The 19,856-nt window shown below is 62.6% G+C and carries 18 protein-coding genes and 1 tRNA gene; 11 read left to right on the top strand and 8 right to left on the bottom strand.

Features of this window, described 5'->3' with window-relative positions; all coding sequences use genetic code 11:
• Positions 1-1,582 (bottom strand): SUMF1/EgtB/PvdO family nonheme iron enzyme (locus BRAS3843_RS12260; protein ID WP_063710300.1); only part of this gene is annotated, 1,582 nt, incomplete at its 3' end.
• A 395-nt stretch (positions 1,583-1,977) separates the two neighbouring features.
• Between BRAS3843_RS12260 and BRAS3843_RS12255 the strand changes: the two genes are divergently transcribed.
• Together BRAS3843_RS12255 and BRAS3843_RS12250 are read left to right on the top strand one after the other, a co-directional pair.
• On the top strand, positions 1,978-2,262 hold the full coding sequence (locus BRAS3843_RS12255; protein WP_035981522.1) for a hypothetical protein: 285 nt from the start codon (positions 1,978-1,980) through the stop codon (positions 2,260-2,262).
• Between the two features lie 451 nt (positions 2,263-2,713).
• Positions 2,714-4,561 carry a tetratricopeptide repeat-containing glycosyltransferase family protein gene (locus BRAS3843_RS12250; RefSeq protein ID WP_008969205.1) on the top strand — a complete coding sequence of 616 codons (1,848 nt, stop codon included), beginning with the start codon at positions 2,714-2,716 and terminating at the stop codon, positions 4,559-4,561.
• A gap of 296 nt (positions 4,562-4,857) precedes the next feature.
• Here BRAS3843_RS12250 and BRAS3843_RS12245 read toward each other — a convergent pair.
• From BRAS3843_RS12245 to BRAS3843_RS12235, 3 genes are all read right to left on the bottom strand, one after another.
• Positions 4,858-4,931 (bottom strand) — tRNA-Gln (locus BRAS3843_RS12245).
• 499 nt (positions 4,932-5,430) lie between these two features.
• Positions 5,431-8,574 carry a multidrug efflux RND transporter permease subunit gene (locus BRAS3843_RS12240; RefSeq protein ID WP_008969204.1) on the bottom strand — a complete coding sequence of 1,048 codons (3,144 nt, stop codon included), beginning with the start codon at positions 8,572-8,574 and terminating at the stop codon, positions 5,431-5,433.
• Positions 8,571-9,737 (bottom strand): efflux RND transporter periplasmic adaptor subunit, encoded by a 1,167-nt coding sequence (locus tag BRAS3843_RS12235; protein WP_008969203.1) that lies wholly within the window; start codon positions 9,735-9,737, stop codon positions 8,571-8,573. Before BRAS3843_RS12235 ends, BRAS3843_RS12240 begins: the two co-directional genes overlap by 4 nt.
• Positions 9,738-9,914: 177 nt before the next feature.
• Here BRAS3843_RS12235 and BRAS3843_RS12230 point away from each other — a divergent pair, with 177 nt between their 5' ends.
• The 7 genes from BRAS3843_RS12230 (at position 9,915) to BRAS3843_RS12200 (ending at position 16,574) form a co-directional block, all read left to right on the top strand.
• Entirely contained in the window at positions 9,915-10,376 is a 462-nt protein-coding gene (locus BRAS3843_RS12230; RefSeq protein ID WP_008969201.1) for a MarR family transcriptional regulator, read from the top strand.
• A 136-nt stretch (positions 10,377-10,512) separates the two neighbouring features.
• Entirely contained in the window at positions 10,513-10,752 is a 240-nt protein-coding gene (locus BRAS3843_RS12225; RefSeq protein WP_008969200.1) for a hypothetical protein, read from the top strand.
• A gap of 248 nt (positions 10,753-11,000) precedes the next feature.
• The gene (locus BRAS3843_RS12220; RefSeq protein ID WP_008969198.1) at positions 11,001-13,568 is read left to right on the top strand and encodes a TonB-dependent receptor; all 2,568 of its coding nucleotides are present in this window, start codon (positions 11,001-11,003) and stop codon (positions 13,566-13,568) included.
• Between the two features lie 20 nt (positions 13,569-13,588).
• Positions 13,589-14,278, top strand: coding sequence for a Fe2+-dependent dioxygenase (locus BRAS3843_RS12215; RefSeq protein ID WP_008969197.1), 690 nt, complete (start codon positions 13,589-13,591; stop codon positions 14,276-14,278).
• Complete coding sequence (gene exbB / locus BRAS3843_RS12210; RefSeq protein WP_175361111.1) at positions 14,278-15,294, top strand: tonB-system energizer ExbB; 1,017 nt, start codon at positions 14,278-14,280, stop codon at positions 15,292-15,294. The genes BRAS3843_RS12215 and exbB overlap by 1 nt, the downstream gene beginning before the upstream one ends.
• A 3-nt stretch (positions 15,295-15,297) precedes the next feature.
• Positions 15,298-15,765 carry a TonB system transport protein ExbD gene (exbD, locus tag BRAS3843_RS12205; RefSeq protein ID WP_008969195.1) on the top strand — a complete coding sequence of 156 codons (468 nt, stop codon included), beginning with the start codon at positions 15,298-15,300 and terminating at the stop codon, positions 15,763-15,765.
• 17 nt (positions 15,766-15,782) lie between these two features.
• Positions 15,783-16,574, top strand: coding sequence for a TonB family protein (locus BRAS3843_RS12200; RefSeq protein WP_035981527.1), 792 nt, complete (start codon positions 15,783-15,785; stop codon positions 16,572-16,574).
• A gap of 57 nt (positions 16,575-16,631) precedes the next feature.
• Here BRAS3843_RS12200 and BRAS3843_RS12195 read toward each other — a convergent pair whose 3' ends face one another.
• Complete coding sequence (locus BRAS3843_RS12195; RefSeq protein ID WP_008969193.1) at positions 16,632-17,039, bottom strand: hypothetical protein; 408 nt, start codon at positions 17,037-17,039, stop codon at positions 16,632-16,634.
• 57 nt (positions 17,040-17,096) lie between these two features.
• Positions 17,097-17,777, bottom strand: a complete 681-nt coding sequence (locus tag BRAS3843_RS12190; RefSeq protein ID WP_008969192.1) for a site-2 protease family protein — start codon at positions 17,775-17,777, stop codon at positions 17,097-17,099.
• 191 nt (positions 17,778-17,968) lie between these two features.
• On the opposite strand from BRAS3843_RS12190, the gene BRAS3843_RS12185 reads away from it, so the two are divergent.
• Together BRAS3843_RS12185 and BRAS3843_RS12180 are read left to right on the top strand one after the other, a co-directional pair.
• Complete coding sequence (locus BRAS3843_RS12185; RefSeq protein WP_035981520.1) at positions 17,969-18,178, top strand: hypothetical protein; 210 nt, start codon at positions 17,969-17,971, stop codon at positions 18,176-18,178.
• Positions 18,171-18,467 (top strand): type II toxin-antitoxin system RelE/ParE family toxin, encoded by a 297-nt coding sequence (locus BRAS3843_RS12180; RefSeq protein WP_008969190.1) that lies wholly within the window; start codon positions 18,171-18,173, stop codon positions 18,465-18,467. Before BRAS3843_RS12185 ends, BRAS3843_RS12180 begins: the two co-directional genes overlap by 8 nt.
• Before the next feature lie 35 nt (positions 18,468-18,502).
• On the opposite strand, the gene BRAS3843_RS12175 is transcribed toward BRAS3843_RS12180, so the two are convergent.
• A complete protein-coding gene (locus tag BRAS3843_RS12175) occupies positions 18,503-18,892 on the bottom strand; it encodes a GFA family protein (protein ID WP_008969189.1) in 390 nt (129 codons plus the stop codon).
• A 178-nt stretch (positions 18,893-19,070) separates the two neighbouring features.
• Positions 19,071-19,817: an SDR family NAD(P)-dependent oxidoreductase gene (locus BRAS3843_RS12170; RefSeq protein WP_008969188.1), complete on the bottom strand. Its 747-nt coding sequence runs from the start codon at positions 19,815-19,817 to the stop codon at positions 19,071-19,073.
• Positions 19,818-19,856: the final 39 nt, after the last annotated feature.

Genomic DNA, 19,856 nt, shown 5'->3' with positions numbered 1-19,856 from the left:
ACAGGGCAACCCTGAACCCATGTGTGGGGTAGCGAACATTCGTATCGTAACTGTCACGGTTGGCTGCGCGCACGTAGCGCTGATCATTCTTCCAGGACCCGGACCGGATGACATGCGCCGTGCAATCGCTGTCGACCCACGCCGATCCATCCAACGGCGCGCCTTGATAATTCCTATGCCAGCAATCCTCGACCCATTGGTCGACGCTGCCGCCCATGTCGTAGAGCCCGAACGGGTTAGGCCTGAAGCTGCCGACCTTCACGGGTTGTTCGATGGCCGCAATGTCCGTGCAGTTCTTGCAATTGGCCATGCCGGGCTGAAATTCATCGCCCCACCAGTAACGTGTTTGCGTGCCGCCGCGCGCCGCATATTCCCATTCAGCTTCGCTCGGCAGGCGGTAGGCCTTGTGCGTCGCCGTAGCGAGCCAGGTGACAAATTGCTTGGCATCGGTCCAGCTGAGATTCGTCGCCGGTGCATCCTCGTTGCCGCTCGCCGTGAAGCCACATGCGTTAGCCGCTGCGCATTGGTTCCACTCACGAATCGAGATCGGATAGCGGCTCATGGCGAACGCCTTGATGGTGACGCGATGAATGGGCCTCTCCGTCGCATCATCGTTGCTGCCCATCATGAAGGAGCCGCCGCGAAGCGCGACCATATCGGGCTCTCGAATCGCCGGGACCTGCGGCCGAACGGGCGCGGCCTGCAAGGCTGCCTGGTTGGTTGCCGGCGCTACCGCGGGGGCAGGCGGCGCTGACGGTGGCGCTTGTGGACCGCTCGGTGTTGCGGTTGGCGACGGCTGCGATGGGGCAGCGGGTTGTATAGAAGCAGGAGGCAATGATGAGACGTTCGGCAGCTGCCGCACCGCTGTGCTTGCTTGCCCACCTCGCCACTCTGCGGCGAGCCACCAATACCAAAGTGCCGCGCTTGCGAGGACCAGCAACGTTGCGCTGAGCATGAAGAGCAATATCGTCTCGCGCCGCCGGCTGGTTCTCCTCAGTGCGGCGGGGTCCGGGAGGACGCGGTAGACCCGCACCGGATCGGTGATGTTCTTCACCTTGCGGTCGCCGAGCGACTCGTAGCCGCAAACCAGCTTGTTCTTGATCTGCTCGTAAACTCCTCCGGAAATGTAGACTTCGCCGGGATCGGCGATGCCTTCGAGCCGCGACGCGACGTTGACTCCGTCGCCATAGATGTCGTCCTCCTCGATGATCACGTCGCCCAGGTTCACGCCGATGCGAAATTCGATTCGGTTTTCTCTGGGTAGCAATGCATCGCGGGCAAGCATGTTTTGCTGGATGACGATGCCGCAGCGCACGGCTTCGACAGGACTATCGAAGATCGCGAAGAAGCCGTCGCCGGTCGTCTTGACCAGCCGGCCGTGGTGGTCGGTAATGGTCGGCTCGATGAGGTCGCGCAGAATGCGCTTCACGCGGAGATGCGTGCCTTCCTCGTCGAGTTCCATCAGGCGGCTGTAGCCTGCGATGTCGCCGGCAACGATGGCCGTAAGACGGCGCGGCATCTGCCCGCGTGGCGGGCGGCTGCCGGACTTAGCGGAACTGATGTCGCGAACCTTCTCCCGCATGGCGTTACTCTACGCCTTTGGAGACAAAATCTTTGGAACCGGAGTCGGTGCCGTCGAGCCGATCCTTCAATCGGCCTCGGACCAAACTGGCGGAGACGATGCAGCCCCGCAGTAACCCAGATCACACCGCAGCTAAAAAAGCTCACGGAGCGCACATGCGCCGCAAATACCTGGAGCCGAGATAGCAGTTAGTGTCTGACCGAGCCCGAAGGTTCAGGGAGGAATCTGGTTTGCGCTCGGACCGTGCTTAGGAACTTGGCGGCCTGCATCGATTGCGTTTTCGGCGCATCTCCGGCTCGACAGCGCGGAGCCAACAGGACGGCGCGTGTGAGCACGCTCTGATTCACATAGCGCAGGGGGCTCTTGACCTCACCGCTCTCCATAGAAGCGGGCGCATGTATAGCACCGTGCAGACCACGTCGGGAACAAGCGCTGTCACGTTGTTGTTGCCCGTCCAAACGAGCGACCAACATGACAAACAGCGGCACGGGACCGAAATCCGCGGGATCGTCGGCATCCGATCGGGCCTGCAGCCCGGCGACACACATCCGCTGGACAGTCCGGGCGCCAACGTTGGCAGCCTCGGAACCTGGGGCGGCAGCACCGACGATCACGCCACCAGAACGGCGCGGACCGACGATCAGCGGCCCCGGGACGATGGCGAGCCGAAGCCGGAGTAGGGCGGCAAAAGTCAGCCGGCCGAAGTGACCGGTGCGGCCATGTCCTGATTCACAAGCGGCAGAGAATCGCGGTGATTTGCCCGACATGGCAGGGTCGCACGCGCGCGACAGATTGGCACGACGGGCAACGCGCGTTGAAATAACTAGAATATTTGTAGCCGGCGCGCCTTCTGCTTTTAATCCTAGACCTCAGACTCCAGACATTGGGGGTCGAGCAACCTATGATTTCGCACCTGTATTGCTTCACACGACGGAAATCGAACGCGTTGCATCGGAAGACATCGAGTTGGCGGCGGCATATTTCACGTATCTCTCGCATAAGTTGAAGGTCTAGCAATTAAACGTCTTGTACACGCTGAACGCGGGTCGCCACACCCAGAGATAGAACTTCAACTTTCAACCTGCGTGAGAATCAGTTACTTCAAATTAGTAGCTGGGACAAATTGCAAAAATGAACCGTCGTGAGCGTCGGGCCTCGCGCACCAAAGTGAAGCCGAAACCTGTTAAGCCCGATGGTGCTGAGAACTTCTACCAGTCAGCTTTGCGCGAGGTCGCGAGTGGCCGCCGTGCGGACGCCGAGCGGTCCTGCCATCTGGCGCTTGCGCTTGATGAAGCGCACGCGCCAACTCTTAATCTGTTGGGTATCCTTGCGCTCCAGGCGCAGCAGTATGAAACTGCACTACAGTGGATATCCCGCGCGATACAGCAAGATCTCCAGCCTCAATACTTCCTGAGTCTTGGCACAGTCCTGCAGCTTCAAGGACGCTCAGATGAGGTGATCAAGGTTTTCGACAAGGCGATGGAGCTCGGTTTCGAAAGTGCCGATCTATGGATGCTCCGGGGCAATGCTCTTGTTAGCCTGCAGCAGGGCGCCGACGCGGTCTTGAGCTTCAAGCGTGTATTAGAGCTGAATGCCCGACATTGGGATGCGGCAAATCAGTGCGGGATCACGCTTCAACGATTGGGGCGGATCGACGAGGCGCTCGCCTATCTCGATTTGAGCGACACTTTGCGGCCCAACCAGGTGCCGACGCTCTTGATGCGTGGTGCACTTCTGAATGGCCTGAAGCGCTTCGAGGAAGCTCTTTCGATCTGCCGGCGAGCCAACGAGATCGAACCGGGCAACGCCGATATCTGTGTCAAGACGGGCATTGTCTTGCGCACAATGCGCAAAGACGAAGAAGCGCTGGAATGGTTTGAGCGGGCACTGGCTCTGCAACCTGGCTCCAGAGATGCGCTGCACGACAAGGCCGCTGTTTTGACGAAGCTTCGTAGGTTTGATGAAGCCTTCGAGATCTACAGACGGCTAAAGGACACTGATCCGAGAGACGCGTTGGCTGATCTGGGGACGGCTCATTTGAACCTCTTGTTGGGGAATTTCGACGCGGGCTGGTCTGGCCGAGAGGTTCGTTGGGACTTGCCGAACTCTTATCCTCGGTTCCGGCCGCCCATGTGGCAGGGCCAAGATAGTATCAGGGAAAAAGCCATCGTCATCGCAGCCGACGAAGGACTGGGCGATACGATCCAGTTTGTCCGCTATGTGCCCATGGTTGTAGCGCTAGGTGCCCGCATCATTCTCGCGGTTCAAAAGCCCTTAATTCCCTTGTTGTCGAACATGCCCGGGATTTCGCAGTGTATTTCGGTCTCGGAGGCAGCCAACGTTGCTGCGGTCGACTTCCATTGCCCGATCATGAGCCTTCCATTCGCGTTTCGAACGACGTTGGCGACAATTCCTGCACCCGCGTCTTATTTGCCGGCATCTGATCCGGACCGGATCCAAGCCTGGGAAGAGCGTCTTGGTACACATGAAAAATTGCGCGTCGGTGTGGTCTGGTCGGGCAACCCAAATCATTTGGACGACCACAATCGCTCGATCCCATTGCGAGCGTTCTCCCGTCTGTTCGGCGGAGACGCGGCGTTCATCAGCCTGCAGAAAGAGCCGAAGCCGGAAGACAAAGCCGCGCTGCAGGAGATGAGCGAGATCTTGGACCTGACGATCCAACTCACCGATTTCGCGGATACGGCCGCGCTGATCACATGTCTGGATCTTGTGATCACGGTCGACACCAGCGTCGCTCATCTCGCCGGAGCGCTTGGCCGTCCCACCTGGACACTTCTGTCGTACACGCCGGACTATCGCTGGTTGCTCGATCGTGATGATAGCGCCTGGTACCCGACCATGCGTCTTTTCCGTCAGCGCGAAAGACGCGACTGGGTCGAAGTGGTCGACCAGGTGAGAGATGCGCTTCACGAACTGATCGCCCAAAGAACGTCGTTTCCCGACGATCCTGAGCGATAGGACCGCGTGGTCGGCGGTTATCCTCAGGCTGGGAAATCAACCGCGTTTTCAAGAATACAATATTGCAGGTCGTTCGACGCCACCGCTGGGCCGCCTGTTGGCGGTGATTATCTTTATGTGTCGCTCGACAGGTCCCGAACATTTTTGCCGCTTTGGCCAACCAACCTCGTGTCCCTCGCCGATTGCGGGCGAGCCTCACGATATTGGTTGCGCTCCGCCGGGCGCCGCAAGGGTTAGGGCCCTTGGGTAGGTTGGTTGGCCAGCGTAGGCCTATTACGGGGAGCTTGTCGCTAAACTGGCTGGGGAACCTGGATTCGAACCAAGACAAACAGAGTCAGAGTCTGTTGTGCTACCGTTACACCATTCCCCAACGGAATTGCCGAGCAGTCTCAAGCGCTTGTTGAACTGTCCGGCAGTGGTGCGCAAAGCGCGGCGCAAGTCGGATCAGCCGCGGGCACGGCGCTCTTCTACCCGCATGTGACGGGACTTGGCAAGCGCGTAAGGGGATGGAATTGGGGGAAATTCGCCGGGGCGGGGACTTTGGTCGCGTTTCGGCCTCTCGATAATCCTGTCTGTGAAGTGCCCCCACCCCGACCCTCCCCCGCAAGCGGGGGAGGGGGCGCACCGCCCGAGTGGCGAGAGGCCGTATCTCTTTCCCGAGAGGACCCTTGCGATGTGTGCGATGCCCTGATGACCGGCGCACTGGCGGTCCAGACGCGGTACGGTCGCAGTGGTGTGTAACCTGCATAACGGAACGATCTGCGCGCTGACGGCCTGTATCCGCTGGAGCGGCTCAGACGTGGATGTGGCCGGCCGGGTCCGGCCTGCGCACGTGACGCGGCCGTCCCGTTCGCCATCGCAGCCCTGCGCTACTCTGCCGCTTCCTTGACCGGGCCGTGCGTGTCGGCTTCGCCCTCGGCTTCGAGCTTGGAGCGGCCCCAGCTGGAGAAGGCGTTGTTGAGCTTGTCGAGATAGAGATAGACCACGGGCGTCGTGAACAGCGTCAGCATCTGGCTGACCAGCAGGCCGCCGACCATCGCATAGCCGAGCGGCTGGCGAATCTCCGAGCCGGTGCCGGTGCCGAGCATCAACGGCACGCCGCCGAGCAGTGCCGCCATGGTGGTCATCATGATCGGGCGGAAACGGAGCAGGGCGGCCTGGCGGATCGACTGCTCGGGCGTCAGGTGCTGGTCGCGCTCGGCGGCGATGGCGAAGTCGACCATCATGATGCCGTTCTTCTTCACGATGCCGATCAAGAGGATTACGCCGATCAGCGCGATCAGGCTGAAATCATAGCCGAATGCCATCAGGATCAGGAGTGCGCCGACGCCGGCCGAGGGCAGGGTCGACAGAATCGTGATCGGGTGGATGTAGCTTTCGTACAGGATGCCGAGGATCAGATAGACCACGACCAAGGCCGCGAGGATCAAGAGCGGCACGGTCGAGAGCGACTGCTGGAATGCCTGCGCCGTGCCCTGGAAGCTCGAGTTCAAGGTCGCGGGCGCGCCGAGCTGGACCATCGCCTGCTGCACGGCCTGGGTGGCCTGGCCGAGCGCCACGCCCTGCGCGAGGTTGAAGCTGATCGTGATCGCCGGGAACTGGCCCTGGTGGCTGATCGACAGCGGGCGCACCGGCACGGTGGTCCATTTGGCGAAGGTCGACAGCGGCACCTGGTCGCCGGTGGTCGGCGACTTCACGTAGATCTTGTCCAGCGTATCGACCTGGGCCTGCAGCTCCGGGAGGATCTCCAGGATCACGTGATAGGAGTTGAGCTGCGTGAAATACTGCGCCACCTGGCGCTGGCCGAAGGCGTCATACAGCGTATCGTCGATCAGCTGCGGGGTGATGCCGTAGCGCGACGCGGTGTCGCGGTTGATGCTGAGCTGGACGGTGGTGCCGTCGGTCTGCTGGTCGGTGGCGACGTCGCGCAGCTCCGGCAGCGTCTTCATCTTGTCCAGGATCTTCGGCGCCCATTCGTTGAGCTCGCCGAGATTCGCGTCCTGCAGGGTGAACTCGAACTGGGTGCGGGTCGGGCGGCCGCCGAGGCGGATGTCCTGTGCCGCCTGCATATAGAGGCGGGCGCCCTGGACCTGTTCCAGCTTCGGCCGCAGGCGGCCGATGATCTGCTGCGCCGAGGCGTCACGCTGGTCGCGCGGCTTCAGCGTGATGAACATGTTGCCGTTGTTGCCGGCGCGCCCCGAGCCGCCGATCGCCATCGCGACGCTGGCGACGGCGGGATCCTGCATCACGATGTCGGCCAGCGCCTGCTGGCGCGACTGCATCGCCTGGAAGGAGATGTCCTGCGAGGCTTCCGAGGTCGCGGTGATCAGGCCGACGTCCTGCTGCGGGAAGAAGCCCTTCGGGATCAGGATGAACAGATAAACCGACAGGCCGAGCGTGGCGAAGAACACGAGCAGCGTCACGAAGCGCCAGCGCAAGGCGAGGTCGAGACCCTTCTCATAGGCCTTCAGCATGGCCTCGAAGCCGCGCTCGCTCCATTGATAGAACCGGCCATGGCTCTGATGGCCGCCGCGCAGGAAGCGTGAGGCCATCATCGGCGTCAGCGTCAGCGACACCACCATCGAGACGAAGATCGTCATCGTCAGCGTGACCGCGAATTCGCGGAACAGGCGGCCGATGATGCCGCCCATCAGCAGCAGCGGGATCAGCACCGCAACCAGCGAGATCGAGATCGAGACGATGGTGAAGCCGATCTCGCTCGCGCCCTTGAAGGCGGCGGCCATCGGCGATTCGCCCTCCTCGACATAGCGCGAGATGTTCTCGAGCATCACGATGGCGTCGTCGACCACGAAGCCGACCGCGATGGTGAGCGCCATCAGCGAGAGATTGTCGAGCGTGTAGCCGAACACCCACATCAGCGCGCAGGCGCCGAGCAGCGCCAAGGGCACGGTGATGGTCGGGATCACGGTGGCCCAGAAGCTGCGCAGGAACACGAAGATGACCATCACCACCAGGAAGATGGTCAGGAGCAGGGTGAACTGCACGTCCTCGACCGCGGCGCGGATGGTGGTGGTGCGGTCGGAGATCAGCTCGATCTTGATCGCCGGCGGGATCGCCGCGACCAGGCGCGGCAGCGTCGCCTTGATCTTGTCGACCGTCTCGATGACGTTGGCGCCCGGTTGCTTGAAGACCACCAGGAACACGCCGCGCTTGCCATTGGCCCAGGCCGCCTGCTTGGCGTCCTCAGGGCCGGTCACCGCGCGGCCGATATCGCGGATCCGCAACGGACCGCCGTTGCGATAGGCGATGATGACGTCGTTCCAGTCCTTCGACTCGGTCAGCTGGTCGTTGGCGTAGATGGTGTAGGCGCGCCGCTCGCCGTCGATATTGCCCTTCGGGCTATCGACGGTGGTGATCGCGATCTGGCTGCGCACATCCTCCAGCGACAGGCCCTTGGCGACGAGCTTGGCCGGATCGACCTGAACGCGGACCGACGGCTTCTGCTGGCCGCCGATGATGACCTGGGCGACGCCGGTGATCTGGCTGATCTGCTGCGCCAGCTGGGCGTCGACGGCATCCGAGACCGTGGTGAGCGGGAGCGTATCCGATGTCGCCGACAGCAACAGGATCGGCGAATCCGCCGGGTTGACCTTGCGATAGGTCGGCGGCGAAGGCAGCGTCTTCGGCAACTGGCCGCTGGCCGCGTTGATCGCGCCCTGCACGTCGTTGGCGGCGCCGTCGATGTTGCGGGTGAGATCGAACTGGATGGTGACGGAGGCGGTCCCCAGATAGCTGGTCGAGGTCATCTGGGCGATGCCGGGAATCTGGGCGAACTGGCGTTCCAGCGGCTGGGCCACCGAGGTCGCCATCGTCTCCGGGCTGGCGCCGGGCAGGGTCGCGGTGATCTGGATGGTCGGGAAGTCGACCTGGGGCAGCGGCGCGACCGGCAGCAGCGGGTAGGCCACCAGACCCACGAACAGAATACCTGCCATCAGCAGCGAGGTGCCGATGGGGTAGCGGATGAAAGGTGCCGAAATGCCGCCGCCGTTCATTCCTGCCGGACCTTCGCTTGCGCCGGATCCGAGCTCGCCACCGCGGTGGTGACCAGTGAACCTGGCTGAACCTTGAATTGACCGCCCGTGATCACCTGCTCGCCCGGCGCGAGGCCCTGCTCGACCACCGTACGGCCGTCGATCGAGACGCCGACCTTGACCTTGCGCAGATCGGCCTTGTTGTCCTGGCTCACGGCGTAGGCATAGAGCCCGTTGGTCGAGTGCTGGATCGCATCATCGGGAACCACGGTCGCGTCCTTGAGCGTCTTCACCAGGAGTCGCGTCGAGACCGACTGGCCGGGCCACAGCGTGTGGTCCTTGTTGTCGAACACCGCCTTCAGCCGAATCGTCCCGCTGGTGGTATCGACCTGGTTGTTGACCACCGCGAGCTTGCCTTCGGCCAGCGCCTTTTTACCGTCGGTGGTCATCGCGATCACCTTCAGTGCTCCCGCCTTCTGCCCCTCATTGATGTAGGGCAGCTGCTCCTCGGGAGCGGTGAAGATCACCGCGATCGGCTCGATCTGGGCGATCGTGACGATGCCGGTCTGAGTGGCGGCATTGACGATGTTGCCGATGTCGACCTGACGCAGGCCGGCGATGCCGGTAATCGGGGCCTTGACCTGGGTGTAATCGAGCTGGGTCTGGGCGTTGGCGATCGCAGCGTCGTCGGAGGCGATCTGCGCGGTCAGCTGCGCCACGGTTGAACGTTGGGTATCGGTCTGCTGGCGCGTGGCGAATTCGCCGAGCTTGGTGAAGCGCTGGAGGTCGAGATTGGCATTGGCAAGGTTGGCCTCGTCCTGGGCCTTCTTAGCCTTGGCCTGATCGAGGCTCGCCTGGAACGGCCGCGGATCGATCTCGACCAGCAGGTCGCCTTGATTGACGAGTTGGCCCTCGGTGAAGGCGATCTTGTCGATCTGTCCATCGACCCGGGTGCGGACCTGGACGGTGTTGAAACCCTGAACGTTGCCCAGACCGGTCAGATAGACCGGGAAATCCGTCTTCTCGACCGGGGCGGTGGAGACGCGCACGGCAGGCGGCCGCGCCGCCTTTTGCGCCTCGGCGCGCTTGGCTGCTTCGGCGCCCTGATAGCGCTGCCAGCCGTAATAGCCGCCGCCGAGGGCCGCCAGAACCAGGATCCAACCGATCGTGCGTGACGTCTTCATATCGGCTCTTTTCGATGTCGGCTCGGACGCTGAAGCGAAGAGAATAACCGGTCTTTAAAAGCGTTCCCAGCACGCCAGATATAGTATGCGTGCACTTAATGTGTAAACACACCGCTGCTTGAAGAAACCTAAACAATTCGAAAGCTTCGAGGAGACCCTTGGGACATGGCCTTGAACGTGGCGTTGGACCTCAGGCGGCAGCTGGTCGCCCAGCTTGTCGAAAGCTCGCGCATCCTGCGCAACTATATTGATCATCGTGCCAAAGCGCGCGGCACCACACGCGCGCAATGGATTGTGCTGTTTCGGCTGCGCGCGCAAGAGGGACTTTCGCAGGTCGATCTCGCGGAAGTGCTGGAACTGCAGCCGATCTCGCTGGTGCGGCTGTTGGACCGGCTGGTTGAGCAGGGCCTGCTCGAGCGCCGGCACGATCCCAAGGACCGCCGCGCCAACCGGCTGTACCTGACGGACGCGGGACGCAGGCTCGTCGATGATCTCGACGATCTCAGGGACGCGATCGCTGCCGACGTGCTGGATGGGATTCCCGATGAGGCGGTCGCGACCAGCCTGACCACGTTGCGCGAGCTCAAGGAGCGCATCAAGACGCTGTCCGATTCGACGGATCATGCCGCCGCGAAGTAGGGTCGCCGCATCGGTACTACTTTAGCGCGACAGGTTACCGACGGGGTCAGTTTAGAACGACTTCAAACCCGCAGGGCTGCGGTTGTCAGCATGCAGCGGCCCGGTCCATATCAGCCCTAGCTGTGTGGAGCGCGGAATGGACGAGCTGAACGGGAAGATGATCGCCTGCCAGATCCTGGTGACCGGATTGATTGCGCGTGTTGCCAACGAGCAGAAGGATCCGTTGCGCTTCCTCACCGACTTCCGCGACGAGATCAAAGCGGTGGTGAAAGGCGTGCGGATTGCAGGCGTGGACAACTCCGATCGCGTGCGCCAAGTCGCGCAGCAGACCGTCGACGAACTGTTCTCGCTGATGAAGCCGCTGAGCAGCGACTAGCGGTTTCGCCGTGTGCACGACGCGTGCACGCGCGTTGCCATGAAGGCCAGCCAGAGCTCGCGCGTTGCGTGGCTTAGACTCGTTCTAATTAGCCCGATTTAGAATCGTTTTGATCTGGAACTATTCAAGCTGAACTTGGACCTCCTCAAATTGACCCCCTGAAACGCGCCCGATACCAAACTCACATCGTCACATGCGAGTGATCCGCGAGTGGCGAGGTGAAATGGAAGCGGGGCGCGTCAATACCGATGGGACAGGTCATCACACCGCGATCGCTACGTGCGATTGCAGCTGTCAATTCCGAAGCAAGATTCGATGGTGCCTCCGGCGCCAAGATGTCGGCCGTCGCCGGCCTGATCGCGGTGGCGTCGGTCTCGGGGGCCGATGCGCAGCCGGCGTCGGATCTTCCGCCGGTCAACGTCGACGCGCCCGTCGCGCGCGCCAAACCGTCTGCCTCCAAGCCGACCGCCGACCAGGTCCGCGCCCGCAATGCCCTGCGGCGCGCGGCGCAGCGACAGCAGCAGGGGGGCCAGGGACAGGCGGCGCCGGTGCCGTTTCCCAACGCCGGTCAGCTGAGCGCCGACCGCAATCCCTATGCTGACGCCGCCGCGCCCTACAAGGTCGACCACCTGCAGCAGTCCGGCAAGTTTCCCGAGCCGATCCTCAACACGCCGAAGTCGATCACGGTGCTGGGCAAGGAGGTGCTGGAGGACAAGAACGCGACCAACCTGAAACAGGCGGTGTTGAGCACGGCCGGCGTCACGCTCGGAACCGGCGAGGGCGGCAATGCGTTCGGCGACCGCTTCTTCATCCGCGGCTTCGATGCACGCAACGACATCTTCATCGATGGCGTGCGCGATCCCGGTGTCAGCGTGCGCGAGAACTTCTTCACCGAGCAGGTCGAGATCCTGCGTGGCCCCGGCTCGTCCTTTGCGGGCCGCGGCACCACGGGCGGCGCGATCAATATCGTGACCAAGCAGGCCACGACCGAGAAGAGCTTCTACAACATGGATACGACCTTCGGCACCGACCACACCAAGCGCGTGGTGTTGGATGTCAACCAGGTCATCAATCCGACGCTTGCCGTGCGCGCGGGCGGCCTGTTTCAGGACGCCAATGTCGCAGGCCGCGATGCCATCACCGACAACCGCAACGGCGCGTTCGTCGCCGCGACCTGGACGCCGATCGACCCGGTGAAGGTGACCGCCAACTACATCCATACCGAGCTGACCGGCATCCCCGATTTCGGCGTGCCGTATTATCGGCCGAGCACGGCGAGCACCGCGGGCGGCCCGTTCCCTGATTTCGGGGTCAACCGCAACAATTTCTACGGCCTGCTCAACCGCGATTTCTACAGGACCGGGCAGGATTTCGCGACCATCAACACCGAGGTCAAGATCACGCCGGATCTCACCTTCAGCGACAAGGTGCGCCTGGGGCGCTCGACCCAGAACTATATCGGCACGCTGCCGGAATCGGCCGTCGTCACCAACCCGAATCCGCAGTTGTGGACGCTGAGCGCCAATCCGCAGAGCCGCTTCCAGCAGACCGACGTCGTCGCCAATCAGAGCGAGTTCACCTACAAGTTCGACGACGGGGTCGGCTTCCAGCACACCGCGCTGGGCGGCGTGGAGATCTCGCGCGAGATCTCCAGCATCGATAAATATACCGGGCTGAGCTCGGAGGTAACGGGCGTCCCGTTCAGCGGCAGCGGCTCGATCTCGACCGTGAACGTGTTCGCCCCGCAATACATGACGCTGCCATTTACGACCACGCCGTCACTGTCCGGTTTCCCGACCAAGATCGCGATCGACACGACCAGCGGCTATGTCATGGACAGCGCCAACTACCATGACCTGGTGATCCTCAACGGGGGCGTCCGCTACGACGCCTATAACATCAAGACCAGCGGCTTTGGTACGGTCAACGGCGTGTCCAACGTGTGGGGCTCCCAGGCCGCTGAGTTCGGACTGCCGAACTTCAATCTCGGCCTCACCTTGAAGCCGGCTCCGAACGGCAGCGTCTATGTGGCCTACGCAACCTCGTCGAATCCGGTCGGTGCCGAGTTCGACGGCACCAGCACCGCCTATGGCGGATTGTCGGCGGTGCTGAACGGCAATTCGAACCAGATCTTCGGACCGGAGAAGAACAAGGCGATCGAGCTCGGCACCAAGTGGGAGCTGTTCAACCGGCATCTGCTCGTGACCGGCGCGCTGTTCCAGACGGAGAAGGAAAACGCGCGAGAGGCGCAGAACGTCACCGCGGCCACGGCGACCGCGACCTGTCCGTATCCGGCGGGGACCACGGGCACCGTGTCCTGCATCACGGCCGGCGCCGCCTACCGCATCCGCGGCATCGATCTCGGTGTCGGTGGCAAGATCACCGACAAATGGAGCGTGTTCGGCGGTCTCGTGCTGATGCAGTCGGAGGTGACCAAGTCGCTGGCGCCGCCGGCCAATACGATCCTCTACACGACCAATGTCGGCCGGCCGCTCGCCAACGTCGCCCATCAGTCGTTCAGCATGTTGACCAAGTATCAGCTCGACGACACCTGGGAGATCGGCGGCCAGGCCGTCTATCGCTCCAAGATCTACGGCGGCACGCTGCTTGCGGCCAACCAGGGCACCTCGATCCCGAGCTACTGGCGCTTCGATGCCTTTGCGGAGGCCAAGATCGACAAGCATTGGACCGCGAAACTGTTCGTCAATAACATCTTCGACAAGCGCTACTACGACGCGCTCTATCAGAGCTCGGCACCGTTCGTTCTGGAGGCACCGGGCCGCGCGGCCTATCTGGTGCTCTCGGCGCGATACTGACGCGATCATGAAGTGACATCATGCTGGTCTGCATCCCGGAAGTTCTCAGCAAATCGGACGTCGCCGAATTCCGTCGCATCATGGATGCGGCGGAATGGGAGGACGGCCGCTCGACGGCCGGGGCGCAGTCGGCCATGGTCAAGCGCAATGAGCAATTGCCGCCGGATGGTGAGGTGGCGCGGACGCTGGGACAGCGGATCATCTCGGCGCTGACGAAGAATCCGCGTTTCCTGTCAGCGGCAATTCCGCTGCAGATCTTTCCGCCGCTGTTCAACCGCTACGCGGCCTCGGGCGGTCACCATTTCGGCATCCATGTCGATAATGCCGTGCGCGGCGATCCGCTGACGGGCCTGCGCATCCGCACCGATCTGTCGATGACCTTGTTCCTGGCCGAGCCCGACGAATACGACGGTGGCGAACTCGTGATCGAGGACACCTACGGCTCGCACGAGGCGAAATTGCCCGCAGGCGATGCGGTTTTGTATCCGTCATCGAGCCTTCACATGGTGACGCCGGTGACCCGAGGCGCGCGGGTCGCCTCTTTTTTCTGGATGCAGAGCATGATACGGGATGCTCACGTCCGCAGTATGATCTTTGATCTCGATAATGTGATCCAGGGTCTTGCTGGGCGGCTGGGGCGTGACGATCCTGAAACCGTCAGATTGACCGGCATTTATCACAACCTGATCCGCCACTGGGCCGAAGTATGATGATATCGTTTCGCTTTCGCGCCGCTTTCGCTCTCGCATTTGCGCTTGTCGCCGCTCCACCGCTCGCCTTCGCGCAGCAGGTGACGGCGCCGCCGTCGCAGACAGCCCCAGGCCAAGCTCCGATGATCCAGGCGCCCGCAGCGCAGGGGTCTGCTCAGGGGATAACGGCTCAAACAGCGGTCAACGCAGCTGCGACTGAGAACGCCTCGCAGCTCAATGGAGCCGGGACGACCGCGGCGGCGCCGGCAACCGACGCATCACCAGCAGTGGCCGCTCAGCCGAGTGCGGAGAGCAGCGCCAAACCCGGCAAATCGATCGCCGTGGGCCTCGATGAATTGTCGCCTTGGAGCATGTTCCTGAAGGCCGACATCGTGGTCAAGGCGGTGATGATCGCGCTTGCGCTCGCCTCGGTCGCAAGCTGGACGATCCTGATCGCCAAGAGCATCGAGTTCGCCGTGCTCCAGCGCAAGCTCGGCGGTCTGCTGCGCAAGATCGCAAGTGCAAGATCGCTGGCTGAGGCACAGATGGCGGTTGGCAGCTCGAGAAGCGTGCTCTCGTCGCTGCTGCAGGCCGCGATCGCGGAGCTGCGCCTGTCGAGCGATCTGCCGAGCGATGCCGGCATCAAGGAACGTGCTTCCTCGAGCTTTACCGAGATCACCCGCGCCGAGGCGCGCCGGGTCCGTGTCGGCATGGGCCTGCTCGCCACCGTCGGCGCGATCTCGCCGTTCGTCGGCCTGTTCGGCACCGTCTGGGGCATCATGAACAGCTTCATCGGCATTTCGAAATCGCAGACCACCAATCTCGCAGTGGTGGCGCCGGGCATCGCGGAAGCACTGCTCGCCACGGCAATCGGCCTCGCCGCCGCGATCCCCGCGGTCATCATCTACAATCACTTTTCGCGCGTGACCAAAGCCTATCTCGAGCAGGTCAGCCGCGCCTCGGGCACGGTCGGCCGGCTGTTATCGCGCGATCTCGATCGCAGCCACGTTGCAATTCATTCGCGGGCAGCGGAGTAGGCGATGGCTGTCTCGCTCTCTGAAGGCGATCTCGACGACGATTTCGACGAGACCCACGACATCAACGTGACGCCGTTCATCGACGTCATGCTGGTGCTGCTGATCATCTTCATGGTGGCGGCGCCGCTTTCGACCGTCGACCTTCCGATCGATCTGCCGACGTCCACCGCGACCCCGCAGAAGAAGCCGGACAAGCCGATCTATGTCTCGATCAAGCCCGACCTGTCGCTGGCCATCGGCGAGAATGCGGTCAAGCGTGTCGATCTCGTCCACGAGCTCGATACAACGCCGGAGGCCAGTCGGGACCGGCCGATCTTCCTGCGCGCCGACAAGGTGGTGCCATACGGCGAGCTGATGCAGGTGCTGGAGCTGTTGCGCGCGGGCGGTTACACCAAGGTCAAGCTGGTGGCCCTGGAGCGCGCGCCGGCGGCGCCCGGCTCGGTTCCGGCGGCACAGCCGGCGCAGCCTTGATCAGCGGGACGCTTGCGATGAGCGATCTCGATACCGGCAACAGGTCGTCGCGGCGACTGTGGGCTTTCGCGGCGATCGGCGCGCTGATGCTGCATCTCGGCGGAGCGGCGCTGGCGCTGACTCATCTCAAGGATGATGAGGATATCGGTGGTCTCGGCGCCAACGGGGCCGAGGTCATCGACATCGACATGGCCGCGCCGAAGGTCGAAAGCGATGATATGCCGGTCGGTCCGGATTCGCAGGCGCAGGATCCCTCGCAGTTCATGCCGGAACAGAAGGCCGAGACCGACCAGACGGATCTGCCCAAGGCGGTGCCGACCACGACGGACGAGGCGGACCAGCAGGTTACGACCAGCGAGGTGAAGAAGCCGACGGAGGAGGAGCAGAAGGTCGCCGCCGTCCAGACCCAGGCGCAGGATGCTCAGGAAGCCGCGATCGATAGTTCCCGACGCTCGTTCGACGAGAAGACGCCTGAGGCGGACAAGGCGAAGGCGCCCAATGTCGGCATCGGCAAGGATCGGGAAAAGCTCACCGCGAACTGGGGCCGCAAGATCAGCGCCTATTTCGAGCTGCACAAGAAGTTTCCGACGGGCAAGAACAAGAAGGCTCAGGTCAAGCTGGCGCTGGTGCTGAACAGGCTCGGTCACGTCGTATCGGTGGACGTCAAGGAGACCTCGGGCGATCCCGCCTATGACGAGGCCGCGGTTGCGATGGTCCGTCGGTCTGATCCTGTGCCAAAACCGCCGGCCGGCCTGACCGACGATGAGTTCCCGTTCACGCTCCCGGTGAACTTCACACCGCCCAAATGAGCGCACCCCGAGTGAGCCCGCACAAGTGCGGCGGGTAGCCTCGATACCCCTTGGCGCCTAGCGCCAATAGAGCCTGATCCCGACATAGACCACGACGAGGCAGGCGAAGATCAATGCGACCGGAAGCTTCGGTCTGGTCGCGGTCCCGTTTTGTGCAGTCTTTGATTTCGGAGGCAGGCGGCGGAATGCGGTGACGTTGTCGGTCACCGGCTGCGGAGCCGGCGCGGCCTTCACTTCCGGCGGGGTGCCGCCGCCACCCATCTCGGCATAATAGGCCTTGTACATTTCGCGGATGGTGGCTTCCGTGGCCTCGTGCTCCGACATGTCGGCGAGCCTCGTCTTGTAGCTCGCGAGGAACTCCTGCGCCTGCGGCGGCAGATCCGACGCGCCGTTCAGCTTGGCAATCATCTTCCAGGTCGCGAAATCGGCCCGGGCCCGCGTATCGGCACGGCGCGCGATCATCATGTCAGCAGCTTTAGCCAAGAATGCCTCGGGTCTCGTTTCCCCAATCCCCGCCTCGAACTAGGCGTTGCCGGTCAATAGCAGAAGAAGCTGGAAGATAGAATCGGTGGTGGCGCGCACCAGCCTTGACACAACATCAAGATTTAGACCGAACTGGGCGCCAGCCAAGGGCAGAAGGATCAAAATCGCCACCAGAATCAGCATGCCAAACGGTTCCAAGCGCGCCAGCGGCACGGCCAATGGACGGGGCAGCAGGCCGACGGCGACCCGGCCACCGTCGAGCGGCGGGATCGGTAGCATGTTGAAGACAGCCAGGAGGATATTGATCAGCACCGCATTGTATAGATTGTGCGCCACCCAGCGCGCAGCCTCTGGCGGGACCAGCGGCACCACGTGGAATGCCAGCGCGGCCGCGACCGCCAGCAGGATGTTGGTGCCGGGCCCGGCCAGGGCCACCATCACCATGCCGGCCCGCAGAGGTTTCAGATTGCGAAAGTCGACCGGCACCGGTTTGGCGTAGCCGAACAGGAACGGCGAGCCCGACAGCAGCAGCATGGCCGGCAGCAGCAGCGTCCCGAACGGATCGATATGCTTGAGCGGATTGAAGCTGACGCGACCCAGTCGCAACGCGGTCTCGTCCCCGAACCGCCACGCCACGAAGCCGTGCGCGGCCTCATGGAAGGTGATGGCGATGACCAGCGGCAGCACCCAGACCGAAATGTCGTAGAGGGAGATGTTCAAGCTGAAGTTCCGTCGAGGTTGACCGCTGATACGACCGACGTCTAGTCCGCTAGCTCACACGATTTTCCCGCGCTTGCGATGATTTACATCATGTTGCTTGAGACGTCGCGCAAGAAGCATGGCTTGAGGCTGCTAGCCCGAGATGAGCCATTTTGCTCGCTTTTGGGGCCGATCGCGGCTATAATTTGGACATGACGGATGCAATTGCCGGTATCATGCCTTCCGCGCTCCCGCCGACCGAGGCGGAGCTTGCCGAGTGGAACGCGTTGACGCGCGACGAGCAGCTTGCGCGCTATCGCGAATATTTTGCGCAGCCCGACTGCGACACGTTCACCATGGAGACGCCGGACGACATACTCGCGGCTGCGCGGTCTCACGTGGCAGCACGGCGGCGTGGGTAATTATCGGATCACGACCCGCGCGCGCGGGGACCTCATTCAGATTTACGACTACACTGAAGCGGCTTTCGGAGCCTATCAGGCTGAGGCCTACTATGCCGGCTTGATCCGAAGCTTTGGACTGCTCGCGGATTTCCCAGACATCGGTCAACGCGCTGACGAATTGCGGGCTGGCTTGCGCCGTTTCCGCTTCCAATCTCACCTCATCTTTTACACGGTCGGGGGCGACACGGTTGAAATCCGCGCTGTGCTTCATCATGCGAGGCATCTTCGGCCGGGCCTCTTCAGCTGACAAACGCGGCGAGTTGCTCGATATCACCAGCCAGCTTACGGTGGATTCTCTGGATATTGCGCCAAACCGTCGTTGAGCTGGACCCACCCCATCTTCTCCGACACCCAGATGTGCTCGGTCGGCGCAAAGGCGTTGCGGTCGTCGAAGGCGGCGAGCGCGACGCCGACCACGGGCCGTGTCTTGCGCCAGGAGAACAGTCGCGTTCCGCATGTCGGGCAGAAGAGCCGGTCGAGCGCATCCGATGACGGGTAGCGAGCGATCTCGCCTTCTATCGTCAGCGCGCGATGCTCGAACAGTGCGCGGGCGAAGTAGGGCGCGCCCATTGCCTTCTGGCAATTGCGGCAGTGGCAGGCGCGCACATTGAGCGGCTCGCCTTCGCATCGGAAGCGCACCGCGCCGCAGAAACAACCGCCTTCGTGGATCATGATGTCGGCTCCATTGAGGAACGGTTAGGTGTGCGACACGTCGCTGCGAAACCGTTGGAGGACTTGCCGGCGAAGCTTGCCGCGGCCTTTCGATCGAGAACCGCTGCCGGCGATTACTGGATCGCCCGGTCAAAGCCGGGCGATGACTGGTTGCCGGCGACGAGCACGCTTGTAGAAATCAATACGTCGCGCGGCCGCCGGAGATGTCGAACACGGCACCGGTCGAGAACGAGCAGTCCTCCGACGCGAGCCAGGCGACCATCGCGGCCAATTCTTCCACCAGCACGAAGCGACCCTTCGGAATTTTTGACAGCATGAAGTCGATGTGGGTCTGGGTCAGCTGGTCGAAGATCGCGGTTTTCGCGGCGGCTGGCGTGACGGCGTTGACCGTGATGTCATGCTGCGCCAGCTCCTTGCCGAGCGATTTGGTCAGCGCGATCAGCCCGGCCTTCGAGGCCGAGTAGTGCGCGGCGTTGGGATTGCCTTCCTTGCCGGCGATGGAGGCGATGTTGACGATGCGGCCGTATTTCTGCGCGAGCATCTGGGGCACGATCGCCTTGCAGCAGATGAAAGGGCCGTCGAGATTGATGCGCAGCACCTTGCGCCATTCCTCGAGATCGGTCTCCCACACCGTCCTGTTGACGCCGGCGATGCCGGCATTGTTGACGAGGATGTCGATGCGGCCGAAGGCTTTCAGCGTCTCATCGCGTGCTGTTTCCACGGCGGCGGGGTCGGTAACATCGACCTTGAGCGCAATGACAGCGGAGCCAATTTCCTTCGCTGTTTTGTCTGCGAGCGCGCTGTCGTGATCCCAGATCGCGACCTTGGCGCCGGATTTGACGAAGCGCTCGGTGACGGCGCGGCCGAACCCTTGCGCGCCGCCGGTGACGATTGCGCAGCGGTTGGTGAGGTCGATCTGGTTCATGGAGAAATCTCCGCTGTAAGACCCTCATGGTGAGGAGCG

Origin of the sequence: Bradyrhizobium sp. STM 3843 (genome assembly GCF_000239815.1) — a bacterium.
Lineage (GTDB): Bacteria > Pseudomonadota > Alphaproteobacteria > Rhizobiales > Xanthobacteraceae > Bradyrhizobium.
Note: the sequence above shows the minus strand (reverse complement) of the source record. Positions and strands in the feature narration are given on the sequence as shown.

What these genes read in the sequence shown, in the direction of transcription:
- BRAS3843_RS12255 (WP_035981522.1), top strand. Translation starts at nt 1,978, where the DNA reads ATGTATAGCACCGTGCAGACCACGTCGGGAACAAGCGCTGTCACGTTG.
- BRAS3843_RS12250 (WP_008969205.1), top strand. Translation starts at nt 2,714, where the DNA reads ATGAACCGTCGTGAGCGTCGGGCCTCGCGCACCAAAGTGAAGCCGAAA.
- BRAS3843_RS12240 (WP_008969204.1), bottom strand. Translation starts at nt 8,574, where the DNA reads ATGAACGGCGGCGGCATTTCGGCACCTTTCATCCGCTACCCCATCGGC.
- BRAS3843_RS12235 (WP_008969203.1), bottom strand. Translation starts at nt 9,737, where the DNA reads ATGAAGACGTCACGCACGATCGGTTGGATCCTGGTTCTGGCGGCCCTC.
- BRAS3843_RS12225 (WP_008969200.1), top strand. Translation starts at nt 10,513, where the DNA reads ATGGACGAGCTGAACGGGAAGATGATCGCCTGCCAGATCCTGGTGACC.
- BRAS3843_RS12220 (WP_008969198.1), top strand. Translation starts at nt 11,001, where the DNA reads ATGGGACAGGTCATCACACCGCGATCGCTACGTGCGATTGCAGCTGTC.
- BRAS3843_RS12215 (WP_008969197.1), top strand. Translation starts at nt 13,589, where the DNA reads ATGCTGGTCTGCATCCCGGAAGTTCTCAGCAAATCGGACGTCGCCGAA.
- exbB (WP_175361111.1), top strand. Translation starts at nt 14,278, where the DNA reads ATGATATCGTTTCGCTTTCGCGCCGCTTTCGCTCTCGCATTTGCGCTT.
- exbD (WP_008969195.1), top strand. Translation starts at nt 15,298, where the DNA reads ATGGCTGTCTCGCTCTCTGAAGGCGATCTCGACGACGATTTCGACGAG.
- BRAS3843_RS12200 (WP_035981527.1), top strand. Translation starts at nt 15,783, where the DNA reads ATGAGCGATCTCGATACCGGCAACAGGTCGTCGCGGCGACTGTGGGCT.
- BRAS3843_RS12195 (WP_008969193.1), bottom strand. Translation starts at nt 17,039, where the DNA reads ATGATGATCGCGCGCCGTGCCGATACGCGGGCCCGGGCCGATTTCGCG.
- BRAS3843_RS12185 (WP_035981520.1), top strand. Translation starts at nt 17,969, where the DNA reads ATGACGGATGCAATTGCCGGTATCATGCCTTCCGCGCTCCCGCCGACC.
- BRAS3843_RS12175 (WP_008969189.1), bottom strand. Translation starts at nt 18,892, where the DNA reads ATGATCCACGAAGGCGGTTGTTTCTGCGGCGCGGTGCGCTTCCGATGC.
- BRAS3843_RS12170 (WP_008969188.1), bottom strand. Translation starts at nt 19,817, where the DNA reads ATGAACCAGATCGACCTCACCAACCGCTGCGCAATCGTCACCGGCGGC.